This is a genomic window from Porphyrobacter sp. TH134 (assembly GCF_002855495.1).
In the GTDB taxonomy this organism is placed as follows: domain Bacteria; phylum Pseudomonadota; class Alphaproteobacteria; order Sphingomonadales; family Sphingomonadaceae; genus Erythrobacter.
On record NZ_PKRO01000002.1, the window covers coordinates 82,469 to 96,054 of the forward strand.

Consider the following 13,586-nt stretch of genomic DNA (forward strand, 5'->3'; position numbering starts at 1 on the left):
GGGCATGACCGGACATTTCCCCAACACCCGCCTGCGCCGCACCCGTGCCACCGGCTGGAGCCGCGCGCTTCACCGCGAAACCGTGCTGACCCCCGCCGACCTGATCTGGCCGCTGTTCGTGACTTCGGGCAAGGGTGTGGAGGAACCCATCGCAACCCTGCCCGGCGTGTCGCGCTGGTCGGTCGACGGGATCGTGGCCCGCGCCAGGGAAGCAGCGGACCTCGGCATTCCGGTGATCGCGCTGTTCCCCAACACGCCCCACGAATTGCGCAGCGATGACGGAGCCGAGGCGCATAATCCCGACAACCTGATGTGCCAGGCGATCAAGGCGATCAAGGATGCCTGCGGCAACAGCATCGGCGTGCTGACCGACGTGGCGCTCGACCCCTATACCTCGCACGGGCAGGACGGGCTGGTGAATGACGCGGGCTATGTCCTTAATGATGACACCGTGGCGATGCTGGTCGATCAGGCGGTCAATCAGGCCAATGCGGGCGCGGACATCATCGCGCCATCCGACATGATGGACGGCCGCATCGGCGCGATCCGCCGCGCGCTGGAGATGAACGGGCACCACAACGTGCAGATCATGTCCTACGCGGCGAAGTATGCGAGCGCCTTCTACGGCCCGTTCCGCGATGCGGTGGGTTCCGGCGGCCTGCTGAAAGGCGACAAGAAGGGCTACCAGATGGACCCCGCCAACGCTGACGAGGCCATGCGCGAAGTGGCGATGGACATTGCCGAGGGCGCCGACTCTGTGATGGTGAAGCCCGGCCTCGCCTATCTCGACATCATCTACCGGGTGCGCCAGCGCTTCGACGTGCCGGTGTTCGCCTATCAGGTGAGCGGCGAATACGCGATGATCGAGGCCGCGCAGGCCGCCGGCATCGGGGATCGTGACGCGCTGGTGCTCGAAAAGCTGATCGCCTTCAAACGCGCCGGATGCAGCGGGGTGCTGACCTACCACGCCGCGCATGTCGCCCGTCTGCTGAATGGCTGACGGCACGCTTGCGACGGCGCGGCTGATCTTGCGTCCGCCTGCCGGGGAGGACCTTGCGTGGGTGCTCGCGGAAATGAACACCGAGGCCGTGATGCGCCACCTCGCCGGGGTGCGCGCGCCCGACGCCGTGGCCGAAAGCCTCGCTGACGATATCGCCGCCTTCCATAATGGCGGGCACCAGCGCTGGACGGTGTGGCTGCGTGACGGCGACACCCAGGCCGCGGAACGGATAGGCCGCGTGGGCCTGTTCCACCTGCGCGCTGCCGCTGCCCCGCCCGTGCTGCAAGGCCAGCGCGAGATCGGCTGGACCTTTGCGGCGGGTCATTGGGGCAAAGGCTATGCGACCGAGGCCGCGCGGGCAGTGCTGGATTATGCATTCGGCACGCTCGGCCTGCCGATGCTCTATTCCCAGACCAGCGATTCCAACGCGGCTTCCACCCGGATGATGCAGCGCCTCGGCTTTAGCCGCCGGGCTGAGCTTGATTACGTCGATCCCGACTATCCGCCCGCCGACAATCCCACCACCGTGTGGTCGCTGGATGCTCCCAATGGCTGACTTCCGCCACGACACCAGCCGCCTGACCTTGCGCGATTGGCGCGCGGAAGATTGGCCGGAGTTCTGGCGCGTGACCAACACGCCCGCTGTCATGCGCTGGCTGGGCGGGGTGCAGGACGCTACCGGGCGGGCGGCAGGCGAGGCGCGGATCGAGGGTTACCGGCGCGATCACGGCCACACCTTCTGGGTGGTCGAGCGCCAATCGGACGGCGCGCTGCTCGGCTTTTGCGGGCTGAAGCGATCGAACCAGGCCGGCGGGCCGCAGGGGATGATGGAGGTCGGCTGGCGTCTGCGCGAAGATGCCTGGGGGCACGGCTATGCGCGGGAAGCCGCCACGGCTTCGCTGGATCTGGCGTTCGGTCATTTCGGCGCGGAAGAGGTGATTGCGCTGACGGTTCAGGGCAACGCCAGCAGCTGGGGCCCGATGCGCAGGCTGGGGATGCAGCGGCGCGAAGACCTCGATTTCGACAGCGCGGATTTTGACCCCGAAAACCCGCGCATCATCGCCTATGCGATCCTGCGGGAAAGCTGGCAGGCGGCATGACCGCCGCCGTGCTGACGACCCCTCGGCTGGTGCTGCGCCAGATCGGCGAAGGCGATCTCGATGCGCACATGGCCCTGCTCAACACCCCGGCGGTGATGCAGCATCTGGGCGGTGTGCAACCGCGCGCGGTGATCGCAGGCAAACACGCCGCGTCGCGCGCCAGCTTTGCCGCGCACGGCTTCGGCTTCATGCTGGCCGAGGAGCGCGAGAGCGGCGCTATCGTCGCCCATTGCGGGCTGCGCCGGGTCGCCCACCCGCTCGCGCCCAATCCCCACGACTTCGAGATCGGCTGGGTGGTGCGCGAGGATCGCTGGCGGCAAGGCTATGCTTTTGAAGCGATGCGGGCGGTGGTCGATTGGGGCTTTGCCGTCCATGCTGCGCCGCAGATCGTGGCCATCACCGTCGCGGCCAATATCGGCAGCTGGCGGCTGATGGAAAAGCTTGGCATGAGCCGCCGCGAAGACCTTGATTTTGCCGATCCGGCAGCGGGCGTGACGCAGATCCAATATGCAATCACCCGCAACACATGGGAGGCCTCACAATGACTCAACGCCCCGGCGTCAACATCATCCCCATCCACGGCAAGGTGCCGCAAATCCACGATACCGCCTTTATCGCGCCGGGCTGCACGATCATCGGGGATGTGGTGATCGGCGCGGGCAGCTCGATCTGGTACAATTGCGTGCTGCGGGCCGACGTGTTCAGCATCCGCATCGGGGAACGCACCAATGTGCAGGACGGCAGCATCCTCCACTGCGATCCGCCGCGCCCCGGCGATCCCGATGGCTGCCCGCTGGTGATCGGCGATGATGTGCTGATCGGCCACATGGCGATGGTCCACGGCTGCACGATCCACGACCGCGGCTTTGTGGGCTTGGGCGCGATCGTGATGAACAAGGCGGTGGTCGGCAGTGACGCGATGCTGGCAGCGGGCGCCATGCTGACCGAGCGCAAGGTCATGGGTGAGCGCGAGCTATGGGCCGGGCGTCCGGCGACCAAGCTGAAAGACCTGACCGACGCTGCGATTGCCGGGATGCGGGTGGGCGTGATGCACTATGCCGAAAACGCCAAGGCCCACGCGGCAGCCGTGGCAGCGGCGCTTTAACGCAGCAAATCAGCCTCGGCCGCAAAATCAGCATCCGGCGTGATGATCCGCCAATCCTGAGGGTGGCGGCTGTCGATCACCACCACACCGCCCTTCGGGCAGATGTCGAGGCAGGGCACTTCGATCACGCCGACCTGCGCCTTGCGGCCCTTGCCCGCGCCCAGTTCGCGTTTCAGCGCGGCGGCCAGCCGCTTGCCATCCGGCCCGAACCCGCGGCCCTTCTTCTCCAGCTTTTTCGAGCATTTCGCGCACACCAGCACGGCATGAGACCAATGGCTGCGGATTGTGGTTTTCATCAGGGTCAATCTTTCAGCGGTCTGGGCGACACTTCGATCCGGAGCGCAAATCCCCACACGATCAGCGCGGCGCCAAAGGCCGCCCCGGCAGCCCATAGGGGGGACAGCAGGGACAAGCTGCCGCCTGCCGCCGCACCAAGGGCCAGCGCGCTCCAGAGCAGGCCATAACCGCGGGCCGACACCAGATGTTCCCCCGCCAATCGCGCGGCGATGCCCTGACCCAGCCGTACCAGCGCGCCGGTCATGTAGGTGACACCCACCGTCACCTCGCCATCGCGGGCAAAGACATTGTTGGCGAGACCCATGGCGGCGGCTGACAGGGCGAGGAAGGGGACGGGCCAGCCCGCCGCCAGCAGCCCCGCGCCCGCGCCCAGCAGCGCGGCGACAAGGCCCAGCAGCACCCGTTTGCGCTGCCCGCGAAAGCGCCGTCCGATGATCGCCCCGGCGATGACCCCTGCCAGAAAGCAGGCAATCAGCCCCAGCGGCGCGAACGCCAGCACGGGCCGCGCCGCCAGTTCCACCCCCATCCGTGTGGTGTTGCCCGACATGAAGGAGGTGAAGTACCCCCCCGCGACCACAAACCCCGTCGCATCCACCAGCCCTGCCAGCCCGGCAAGGCCGAGCGCGAGGCGTTGGCGGGCGGGGTCGTAGCGGTGCATGGCCCTGTGCGGCTAAGCGGCCGGCTGCTTGAGGTATTTCATCATGTAGCCGACATAGTCTGCCTTGCCGATCGCCAGCCCCTCGGCCCGCAGGATCGCATAGGCGGCCATCAGGTGGAAATAGACCTGCGGGGTCGCCCAGTCGCGGCAATATTCGTGCGCCTGCATGGCGAAGGTCATGCCGTTGGGCAGAGTGAATTCCACCGTGTCGCCGCTGGCGGGCCAGCTGGCCGGATCGGTCGCGGCGATCATGTCCTTGACGCCCGCCATCCGCGCCCGGGCGTCAGCGAAGGTGGTGATATCGCTGTCGTCAAAGGCATAGTCCTGCGCTCCCAGCCGTTTGAGCGCGGTCACCACCTGATCGAGGGTAAAGCGGATCTGGGTCGCCAGCGGGGCCATGTCTTCGGCCAGCCGGGTTGCAAGCAGCGCGTCGCCCTTGTCATGCGCGCTCGCTTTGGTGACCAGATGATCGAGCGTGCCGAGGATGTTGGCATAGGTCGCAAGGGCGGCGGTGGCGTAGGACATGGTTCTCTCCCGTGGTGTGCGGGTGGGTTACGCCGCGGTCAGCCCTTAATCAACGCTTCCCCCTCGTCATTGCGAGCGGCGCAGCCGCGCGGCAATCCATGACCCGGGTGCCCAGTTGGGTGCGAGGGCAGGACATGGATTGCTTCGTTGCCTGCGGCTCCTCGCAATGACGAAAGGTTCAGTCCTTGATGAGCCCGCGAAGACTTTCCAGCCGGTCCGCCTCATGCGCGGGCTTGTCCCAGCGGATGCGGTGGATGCGGGGGAAGCGCATCGCGAGCCCGCTCTTGTGGCGTTTGGAGGTGTGGACAGAGTCGAACGCCACCTCGAACACCAGTTCGCGCTTCACCTCGCGCACCGGGCCGAAGCGGTTCAGCGTGTTCTGCCGCACGAACTTGTCGAGCTGTTTCAGCTCGGCATCGGTGAAGCCGGTGTAGGCCTTGCCGACGGGCAGCAGCTCGGCGCCGGCATCCGGGTCGCCGTCCCAGCAGCCGAAGGTGAAATCCGAATGGAAGCTCGACCGCTTGCCGCTGCCGCGCTGGGCATACATCACCACGCAATCGATCAGCAGCGGATCGCGCTTCCACTTGTACCACAGGGCAACCTTGCGGCCCGCGACATAGGGGCTCTCCCGATGCTTGAGCATCAGGCCTTCGATCGCCTCGTCGCGCGCGGTGTCACGGATGGCGGCCAGCGCGGCGAAATCTTCGGCCTCGACCAGTTGGGACAGGTCGAAATGGCTGGCGGGCAGGCGCGGCATCAGGCCTTCCAAAGTCGCGCGGCGCGACTTCCACGGATGCTCGCGCCAATCCTGCCCGTCCAGCAGCAGCACATCGTACAGCCGCACGAAGGCGGGGGCCTCCTTCAGCATCTTTGCGGACACGGTCTTGCGCCCGAGCCGCTGTTGCAGCGCGTTGAAACTGGCCGCACCGCCCGCTTCGCCCCCTTGCGCAGAGCCGCGCACCAGCAATTCGCCATCCAGCACCGCGTCCATCGGCAGCACGGTCAGCAGTTCGGGGAAGCTCGCTGAAATATCATCGCCTGACCGCGAATAGACCCGTGTTTCTCCGCCAGCCCTGACAAGCTGCACGCGAATCCCGTCCCACTTCCATTCGGCGGCGTAGTCCTTCAGGTCCACTTCGCTGTCTTCCAGCGGGTGCGCGAGCATGAAGGGGCGGAACCGCGGGACGCCGGCAAGGTCAGGCGGGGCGCCGCCGTCTGCGCCCCAGGCGAACAGTTCGGTGTAAGGCGGGGTCAGCGCGTGCCAATATTCCTCGACCTCCTCCACCGCCACATCAAAGGCGAGCGCGAAGGCCGTCTTGGCCAGCCGCGCCGACACGCCGACGCGCATCCCGCCGGTCGCCAGCTTGATGAGGGCATAGCGGCCCTTGGCATCCATCCGGTCGAACAGCGCCGGCAGTTCCTTGGGCGCGGTGGTGCGGGTGAGGGCGGTGAGGCGCTCGACCACTTCGGCCACCGACAGATCGGCCTGCGCCGCAGGATTGTCCGGCTCCGGCCACAAGAGGCTCGCGGTTTCGGCCGTATCGCCGACAAAATCGCGGCTCAGCGCCCAAAGCTGCGGATCGACCCGTTCCGTCATCAGGTTGCGGATGGTGGAGGCCTTCACCGCCGGAAAGTCCAGCCCGTCGGTCAGCGCGGCCAGCGCCCAGCCGCGATCGGGATCGGGCGCTTGCCGCAGGTACGCTGCGATCAGCGCCAGTTTGCGGTTGCGGCTGGTGGTATAGACCAGCGCGTCGAGCAGGGCGGCAAAGGCCTCCATCAGGCGCGGCCCATCGGTTCATTGCAGCGCCATGCGAATCGGCTAAAGCGCAGCGTTGACGCCGCAAGGGTGCGCGTCGTCAACAAGGAACCGCCTGCATGAAATTCTCGCCTGTTGCCGCCCTTGGTCTTGTGCTGGCCGCCCTGACGACGCCGGTTCTTGCCGAAGACACCGCAGCCACCGCCACAGCGGCGGCGGCCTTCACCCTCGACACTCCGATCGAAGCCCTGGTTGCTGATGAACGCGCCAAGGCGGTGCTGGTGAAGCACCTGCCGGGCATCGATCAGCACCCCGCCTTCGAACAGTTCAAGACGCTGAGCCTCAAGGCGCTGGCACCCTTTTCGCAAGGCATGATTACCGATGACATGCTGGCCAAGATCGAAGCCGATCTGACCGCAATCAAGTAAGCCGAACGGGACGGGGGCGAGGGGCCTAGTCATCCTCGTCCTCATACCCCACCAGCGCCAGCGCGCGGGCGCGGCGCTGGGATAGCTCGCACCAGCGCAGCAGCGCTTCCTCGCGGCCGTGGGTAATCCAGGTTTCTTGCGGGTTCACCTCTGTAATGGTGCGGGTGAGCTCGTTCCAGTCGGCGTGGTCGGAAATGACCAGCGGCAGTTCGACGCCGCGCTGGCGGGCGCGGGCGCGCACGCGCATCCAGCCGCTCGCCATCGCGGTGATGGGATCGGGCAGGCGGCGGCTCCAGCGATCGTTCAAGGCTGACGGCGGGGCGAGGATGATGGCGCCGCGCATCGCGTCTTTCGATGGCGCATCGCTGACGAGGCGCAGATCGCCCAGCATCACGCCGTGTTCCTCATAGAGCCGACACATCGCCTCCATCGCGCCGTGGAGCCAGATCGTGTCGCTGTGGCCCGCTGCGCGCAGTTCCGCGATCACCCGCTGCGCCTTGCCCAGCGCATAGGCGCCCACCAGCACGCAGGCGTCGGGGTTCTCGGTGCGGGCATCCAGCAGCTTGGCGATTTCCTCGGCTATGGGCGGGTGGGTGAAGACGGGAAGGCCAAAGGTCGCCTCGGTGATGAAGATGTCGCAGGGGGTGACGGCGAAGGGCGCGCAGGTCGGATCCGGCGCGCGTTTGTAGTCGCCGGTGATGATGACCCGCTCTCCGCCAAGTTCCAGCAGGATCTGCGCCGAGCCGAGCACGTGGCCCGCAGGAAGGTATGTTGCACTGACCCCCCCGCCGATGGCGACCGTCTCGCCATATTCGACCGGCGAGGCGCCCGCGCGGGTGTTGTAGCGCAGTTCCATGATCGCCAGCGTGGCCGGGGTGGCGATAGTGATGCCATGCCCGCCGCGGGCGTGATCCGCATGGCCATGCGTCACCAGCGCGCGCGGGACGGGGCGCGAGGGATCGACCCAGGCATCGGCGGGGACGACATGGATGCCCCACGGTTCGGGCCGGATCCAGGAAAAGGGGGCGGTCATGGGAGGGGAACTGGTCTCAGGTGCCCGAGGTTCCGTCCCTCCCTGTCCCGCAGGGATGGGGAGGTGGCAGACGCCAAAGGCGGCTGACGGAGGGGTAAGGGGGGCGAAGGCGGGATATTCACCCCTCCGTCACCGCTTCGCGGTGCCACCTCCCCGCCCCGGATCACGTCCGGGACGGGGAGGGACTGGCGGCAATCAGCCCTCGTCGGCTTCCGGCGCCGGGTTCTTCGCCGGGGCCTTCTTGGCTGCGGGCTTCTTCTTCACCGGCTTCACCTTCGGCGCGGCGGGCGTCATCTCGAAGCTCGGCTTGCCATCCTTCACCGTGACATGCACCTCGCCGCCATCCGCAAGCTTGCCGAACAAGAGTTCCTCGGCGAGCGGCTGCTTGATCTTGTCCTGGATCAGGCGGCTCATCGGGCGGGCGCCGTAGAGCTTGTCATAGCCCTTGTCGCCCAGCCACGCGCGCGCATCGCTGTCGAACTGGATGTGGACGTTCTGTTCGGCCAGCTGCAATTCCAGCTGGAGGATGAACTTGTCGACCACGCGGGCAACGATGCTCTTGCCCAGATAGGCGAAGGGCACGATCGCATCCAACCGGTTGCGGAATTCAGGGGTGAACATCTTGTTCACCGCCTCGGTCCCGGCATCGGCCTTCGACACGTCGCCAAACCCGATCCCGCTGCGCGCCATGTCGGACGCGCCGGCATTGGTGGTCATGATCAGCACGACATTGCGGAAATCGACCGTCTTGCCGTGGTGATCGGTCAGGCGGCCATTATCCATCACCTGCAACAGGATGTTGAACAGATCGGGGTGGGCCTTCTCGATTTCGTCGAGCAGCAGCACGCAATGCGGGTTCTGGTCGATGGCATCGGTGAGCAAACCGCCCTGATCGTAACCGACATAGCCCGGAGGCGCGCCGATCAACCGGCTGACCGAGTGGCGCTCCATATACTCGGACATGTCGAAGCGCTTGAGCTCGATCCCCATGATGTTCGCCAGCTGGCGCGCCACTTCGGTCTTGCCGACGCCGGTGGGGCCGCTGAACAGGAACGAGCCAATCGGCTTGTCCGGATCGCGCAGGCCCGCCCGGCTCAGCTTCATTGCGGTGGAAAGCCGCGTGATCGCCTCGTCCTGACCAAACACCACGTGCTTGAGATCGCGTTCGAGGTTTTCGAGCGCCTTCTTGTCGTCCTTCGACACGGACTTGGGCGGGATGCGCGCCATCGTCGCAATCACCATTTCGATCTCGCGCGCGGTGATGGTCTTCTTGCGGCGGCTCGGCGGCACCAGCATCTGCATCGCGCCGACTTCGTCGATCACATCGATCGCCTTGTCGGGCAGCTTGCGGTCATTGATGTAGCGCGCCGAGAGTTCCACTGCCGTCTTGATCGCATCGGGGGTGTATTTCACCTTGTGGTGATCCTCGAAGGCCGAACGCAGGCCCTTCAGGATCTTGATCGTGTCCTCGATCGTGGGCTCGTTCACGTCGATCTTCTGGAACCGGCGCAGCAGGGCGCGGTCCTTTTCGAAGTGGTTGCGGAATTCCTTGTAGGTGGTGCTGCCAATACAGCGGATCGCGCCGCTCGACAGGGCGGGCTTCAAGAGGTTGGACGCATCCATCGCCCCGCCGCTGGTCGCGCCCGCACCGATCACGGTGTGGATCTCGTCGATGAACAGGACGGCATGGGGCATCGCCTCAAGCTCGGTCACGACCTGCTTCAGCCGTTCTTCGAAATCGCCGCGATAGCGGGTGCCAGCCAGCAGCGCGCCCATATCGAGCGAGTAGATCACGGCCTCGGCCAGCACTTCGGGCACATCGCCTTCAACGATCTTGCGCGCCAGACCTTCGGCAATCGCGGTCTTGCCGACGCCCGGATCGCCCACATAGAGCGGGTTGTTCTTGGAACGGCGGCACAGGATCTGGATTGTCCGGTCAACCTCCGGCCCGCGGCCGATCAGCGGGTCGATCTTGCCGTTTTCCGCCTTGGTGTTGAGGTTGACGGTAAACTGGTCGAGCGCGGTTTCCTTCTTGTTGCCGCTGTTTTCCTTCGAGCTTTGCGCGGATTCTTCCGCCTTGTCTGCGCCCTGCGGGGTCTTGGGCTCGATCTGGCGGCCACCCTTGCCGATGCCGTGGCTGATAAAGCTGACCGCATCCAGCCGGCTCATGTCCTGCTGCTGGAGGAAATAGACCGCGTAGCTATCGCGTTCGGAAAACAGCGCGACCAGCACGTTGGCGCCGGTAACGGTGTCCTTGCCGCTCGACTGCACATGCAGGATCGCGCGCTGGATCACCCGCTGGAAGCCAGCGGTGGGCTGCGGATCGGCGCCGTCTTCGGTCTTGAGGCTCTGGTATTCCTGATCGAGATACTGCTTCACCACCTCGCCCAATTCGGCAAGGTCCACCCCGCAGGCGGCCATCACGGCGGCTGCATCTTCATCATCGATCAGCGCCAGCAGCAGGTGTTCGAGCGTGGCATATTCGTGCCGACGTTCCGAAGCATTGCCGAGCGCGTTGTGCAGCGTGCGTTCGAGGTTCTGGGCGAAGCTGGGCATGGGAGAGGCCTTTCAGCAGGAGGATGCTCGTGGCGAGCGAGCGGAGAGTGGCGTTTGCCGACAATATGGGATCGCCTGCGCGAATTGCGAATCCCCTAAAGCTGATACGCGCGAGATGCCTGAAAGGTTCATCCGCCCCCCTTTCCGGCAGCACTTTGGCCGAACAGCGCATCAGCAGCAGCGCGGTGGGCCGCGGCCTTGTCGCGGTGGGCTTTCACCCGTGCGATCTCCGCGTTCAGCAGCGCGATCCGATCATCCAGCTCGGCCTGCGAGTAGGGGCCGAGGTCTTCGCCTGCGAGGCGACTCGCCGCGTCTCCGCTGGGCCGTGGGCGATCGGGTTCATCCATTGCGATGCAGCATCAGGGGGAAGCGGCTTGCTGTCAATCGGCGAGACGGTTATTCGCGCATGCAACAGCGTTAATGACGGGCTAATCGGGGGGCATTGATAATGGTCGCAAGCAACGGGGCAGGTGTGCCTGAGACCATGCAATCGATTGGCTTCGATGCCCCGGGTGGCCCTGACGTGTTGCGGATACAGGCCAGCCCCGTCCCGCGTTTGCGGCCAGATGATGTGCTGATCCGCGTCGCCTATGCCGGGGTCAATCGCCCCGATTGCCTGCAACGGGCCGGTGCCTACCCCCCGCCGCCGGGTGCCTCGCCGCTGCTGGGGCTTGAAGTCTCGGGCGAGATCGTGGCGGTCGGCACCGAAGTCCCGCGCGAGATGATCGGGCAGTATGTCGCAGCCCTCACGCCGGGCGGAGGCTACGCCGAATATTGCGCCGCCCATTGGCAGCACTGCCTGCCGGTGCCCGAAGGCATGATGCTGTCCGAAGCCGCGGCTCTGCCCGAAACCCTGTTCACCGTCTGGCACAACCTGTTCGAGCGCGGATTGGCCCGCGACGGGGAGACCGTGCTGATCCACGGCGGCACCAGCGGCATCGGCACCATGGCGATCATGCTGGGCAAGGCCTTCGGGCTGCACGTGATCGTGACTTGCGGCGACACCGCCAAATGCGCCGCCGCCACCCGCATCGGCGCCGACCTTGCGATCAATTACCGCGAGACCGACTATGCAGAGGCGGTCTTGGACCACACCCAAGGCAAGGGCGTGAACATCGTGCTCGACATGGTGTCGGGCGAGTATGTCGCGCGCAATCTCAAATGTCTGGCCGAAGATGGCCGCCATGTCACCATCGCGGTGCTGGGCGGGGCCAAGGCCGACATCAATATGGCGCTGGTGATGATGCGCCGCCTGACCCTGACCGGATCAACCCTGCGCCCGCGCACCGACAGCTTCAAATCCGCGCTGGCGGACGAGATCGCCGACAATGCCTGGCCGCTGTTCGCCGATGGGGAGTTGTCCCCGGTGATGGACATGACCTTCCCCCTCGCCGAAGCCGCCGCCGCCCATGCGCGGATGGAAAAGGGCGAGCATATCGGCAAGATCGTGCTGGAAGTGGCCGGTGGTTGAGGCCTTCACCCTCCACGAAGACCCCCGCAGCGGGAATTGCTACAAGATCAGGCTCACCGCTGCGCTGCTCGGTCTGCCGCTGGCGACCCGCGCCTATGACATCATGCGGGGCGAGACGCGGACGCCCGAGTTCCTTGCGCGCGTCAATCCCAATGGCCGCATCCCGGTGCTCCAGATCGGCGAGGGGAGTGCGGCGCGCTTCCTGCCCGAAAGCAATGCCGCCTGCTGGTATCTCGCCCATGGTTCTGTGCTGATCCCGCAAGACCGGTTTGCCCAGGCCGACATGCTGCGCTGGATGTTCTTCGAACAATACAGCCACGAACCCAATATCGCGACGCTCAGGTTCTGGCTGCGGTTCGTGGGTGAGGCGAACCTATCTGCCGAACAGCGGGGGCAGATGATGGCCAAGCGCGTGGCGGGCTGCGCGGCGCTCGATCTGATGAACCGCCATCTGGCCGCCACCGCGTTCTTCAGCGGCGAGGCTGTGACGCTCGCCGATATCGCGCTGTTCCCTTACACCCACGTCGCGGAAGAAGGCGGCTTCGGCCTTGGCGATTACCCGCACATCCTCGCCTGGATTGCGCGGGTGCAGGCGCTGCCCGGGTTCATCCCGATGCCGTGACGCGAAACCGTCACCAGTCTGCGGGTTGCCTGTAACAATTCCCTGCCAATGGGTTGTACGCGAACCACGACTTGCGGGATTGCCCATGACCAGCGCCGACCTTGCCGACCTGATCAACGACAACATTGCCAGCTTTCCGCTCAACCCCCCGCGGGTGCCGGAGCCAGAGAGCGCCGAACGCCGCTCCTATCGCACGATCTGGATCAGCGATGTCCACCTCGGCACCAAGGGCTGCAATGCGGACCTGCTGATCGACTTCCTCGACCATACCGACAGCGAGACGATCTATCTGGTCGGGGACATCATTGATGGCTGGCGCCTGAAGAAGAAGTTCTACTGGCCCGCCGCGCACAACGACATCGTCTGGCGCATTATGAAGCGCGCCCGGCGGGGCACGCGAGTGGTCTATATCCCCGGTAACCACGACGAGATGTTCCGCCAGTTCACCGGCCTCAATTTCGGCGGGATCGAAATCCGCCGCGCCGCCTTTCACGACACCGCCGATGGGCGCCGGTTGATGGTGCTCCACGGGGACGAATTCGATGCCGTCATGCTGTCGCACCGTTGGCTCGCCTTCGTGGGCGACCATGCCTACCACCTGATGATGAAGCTGAATGTGACGGTGAATGCCGTCCGCCGCTGGCTGGGCAAGCCCTATTGGTCGCTTAGCAAGGCGGCCAAGCACAAGGTCAAGAACGCGGTTGAATTCATCGGCAAATATGAAGAGGCCGTGGCGCGCGCGGCAGGGGAGCGCGGGGTGGACGGGGTCGTCTGCGGCCATATCCACACCGCCGAATTCCGCGCCTTCCAGCACAATGGCAAGCGGATCGAATACTGGAACGATGGCGATTGGGTCGAAGGCTGCAATGCGCTGGTCGAACATCACGACGGGCGGATGGAAATCCTGCACTGGCCCGAAGAAATGAAACGCCGCCTGCAAGACGCCGTGCCGGCGGCGGATGCGCCTGCCCCGAACGGTTCCGAACGTGAGGCGGCGTGAACCGGCTGACCACCATCTGTCCTGACCATGCCCAG

The 13,586-nt window shown here is 65.6% G+C and carries 16 protein-coding genes; 9 read left to right on the plus strand and 7 right to left on the minus strand.

Annotated features, from left to right (window positions below):
- The first annotated feature begins 4 nt into the window (after positions 1 to 4).
- The 5 genes from hemB to C0V72_RS01500 are packed head-to-tail and all read left to right on the plus strand — an operon-like array spanning position 5 to position 3,205.
- Positions 5 to 1,000 carry a porphobilinogen synthase gene (gene hemB / locus C0V72_RS01480; protein WP_101791441.1) on the plus strand — a complete coding sequence of 332 codons (996 nt, stop codon included), beginning with the start codon at positions 5 to 7 and terminating at the stop codon, positions 998 to 1,000.
- Entirely contained in the window at positions 993 to 1,556 is a 564-nt protein-coding gene (locus tag C0V72_RS01485; protein ID WP_101791442.1) for a GNAT family N-acetyltransferase, read from the plus strand. Before hemB ends, C0V72_RS01485 begins: the two co-directional genes overlap by 8 nt.
- The gene (locus tag C0V72_RS01490; protein WP_101791443.1) at positions 1,549 to 2,100 is read left to right on the plus strand and encodes a GNAT family N-acetyltransferase; all 552 of its coding nucleotides are present in this window, start codon (positions 1,549 to 1,551) and stop codon (positions 2,098 to 2,100) included. Before C0V72_RS01485 ends, C0V72_RS01490 begins: the two co-directional genes overlap by 8 nt.
- The gene (locus C0V72_RS01495) at positions 2,097 to 2,645 is read left to right on the plus strand and encodes a GNAT family N-acetyltransferase (protein ID WP_101791444.1); all 549 of its coding nucleotides are present in this window, start codon (positions 2,097 to 2,099) and stop codon (positions 2,643 to 2,645) included. Before C0V72_RS01490 ends, C0V72_RS01495 begins: the two co-directional genes overlap by 4 nt.
- Positions 2,642 to 3,205, plus strand: coding sequence for a gamma carbonic anhydrase family protein (locus C0V72_RS01500; protein ID WP_101791445.1), 564 nt, complete (start codon positions 2,642 to 2,644; stop codon positions 3,203 to 3,205). Before C0V72_RS01495 ends, C0V72_RS01500 begins: the two co-directional genes overlap by 4 nt.
- Here the strand turns inward: C0V72_RS01500 and C0V72_RS01505 are convergent.
- The 4 genes from C0V72_RS01505 to C0V72_RS01520 all read right to left on the minus strand — a co-directional run bounded on the left by C0V72_RS01505 (position 3,202) and on the right by C0V72_RS01520 (position 6,462).
- Positions 3,202 to 3,501 carry a (2Fe-2S) ferredoxin domain-containing protein gene (locus C0V72_RS01505; RefSeq protein ID WP_101791446.1) on the minus strand — a complete coding sequence of 100 codons (300 nt, stop codon included), beginning with the start codon at positions 3,499 to 3,501 and terminating at the stop codon, positions 3,202 to 3,204. The two genes, C0V72_RS01500 and C0V72_RS01505, sit on opposite strands and share 4 nt — an antisense overlap.
- 5 nt (positions 3,502 to 3,506) lie before the next feature.
- A complete protein-coding gene (locus C0V72_RS01510) occupies positions 3,507 to 4,160 on the minus strand; it encodes a YoaK family protein (protein ID WP_101791447.1) in 654 nt (217 codons plus the stop codon).
- A 12-nt stretch (positions 4,161 to 4,172) separates the two neighbouring features.
- Positions 4,173 to 4,685, minus strand: a complete 513-nt coding sequence (locus tag C0V72_RS01515) for a DUF1993 domain-containing protein (protein WP_101791448.1) — start codon at positions 4,683 to 4,685, stop codon at positions 4,173 to 4,175.
- A gap of 178 nt (positions 4,686 to 4,863) precedes the next feature.
- The gene (locus tag C0V72_RS01520) at positions 4,864 to 6,462 is read right to left on the minus strand and encodes a cisplatin damage response ATP-dependent DNA ligase (RefSeq protein ID WP_101791449.1); all 1,599 of its coding nucleotides are present in this window, start codon (positions 6,460 to 6,462) and stop codon (positions 4,864 to 4,866) included.
- Between the two features lie 98 nt (positions 6,463 to 6,560).
- On the opposite strand from C0V72_RS01520, the gene C0V72_RS01525 reads away from it, so the two are divergent.
- The gene (locus tag C0V72_RS01525) at positions 6,561 to 6,869 is read left to right on the plus strand and encodes a hypothetical protein (RefSeq protein WP_101791450.1); all 309 of its coding nucleotides are present in this window, start codon (positions 6,561 to 6,563) and stop codon (positions 6,867 to 6,869) included.
- A gap of 25 nt (positions 6,870 to 6,894) precedes the next feature.
- On the opposite strand, the gene C0V72_RS01530 is transcribed toward C0V72_RS01525, so the two are convergent.
- From C0V72_RS01530 to C0V72_RS01540, 3 genes are all read right to left on the minus strand, one after another.
- Positions 6,895 to 7,902, minus strand: coding sequence for a ligase-associated DNA damage response exonuclease (locus C0V72_RS01530; RefSeq protein WP_101791451.1), 1,008 nt, complete (start codon positions 7,900 to 7,902; stop codon positions 6,895 to 6,897).
- A 195-nt stretch (positions 7,903 to 8,097) separates the two neighbouring features.
- A complete protein-coding gene (clpA, locus tag C0V72_RS01535) occupies positions 8,098 to 10,458 on the minus strand; it encodes an ATP-dependent Clp protease ATP-binding subunit ClpA (RefSeq protein WP_101791452.1) in 2,361 nt (786 codons plus the stop codon).
- Positions 10,459 to 10,586: 128 nt separating this feature from the next.
- Entirely contained in the window at positions 10,587 to 10,805 is a 219-nt protein-coding gene (locus C0V72_RS01540) for a DUF1192 domain-containing protein (RefSeq protein ID WP_101791453.1), read from the minus strand.
- Positions 10,806 to 10,906: 101 nt separating this feature from the next.
- Here C0V72_RS01540 and C0V72_RS01545 point away from each other — a divergent pair, with 101 nt between their 5' ends.
- The 3 genes from C0V72_RS01545 (at position 10,907) to C0V72_RS01555 (ending at position 13,551) form a co-directional block, all read left to right on the plus strand.
- Positions 10,907 to 11,929 (plus strand): NAD(P)H-quinone oxidoreductase, encoded by a 1,023-nt coding sequence (locus C0V72_RS01545; RefSeq protein WP_233999724.1) that lies wholly within the window; start codon positions 10,907 to 10,909, stop codon positions 11,927 to 11,929.
- A complete protein-coding gene (locus C0V72_RS01550; protein ID WP_233999725.1) occupies positions 11,922 to 12,551 on the plus strand; it encodes a glutathione S-transferase family protein in 630 nt (209 codons plus the stop codon). The genes C0V72_RS01545 and C0V72_RS01550 overlap by 8 nt, the downstream gene beginning before the upstream one ends.
- A gap of 85 nt (positions 12,552 to 12,636) precedes the next feature.
- Entirely contained in the window at positions 12,637 to 13,551 is a 915-nt protein-coding gene (locus C0V72_RS01555) for a UDP-2,3-diacylglucosamine diphosphatase (protein ID WP_101791455.1), read from the plus strand.
- The last annotated feature ends 35 nt before the right edge of the window (positions 13,552 to 13,586 follow it).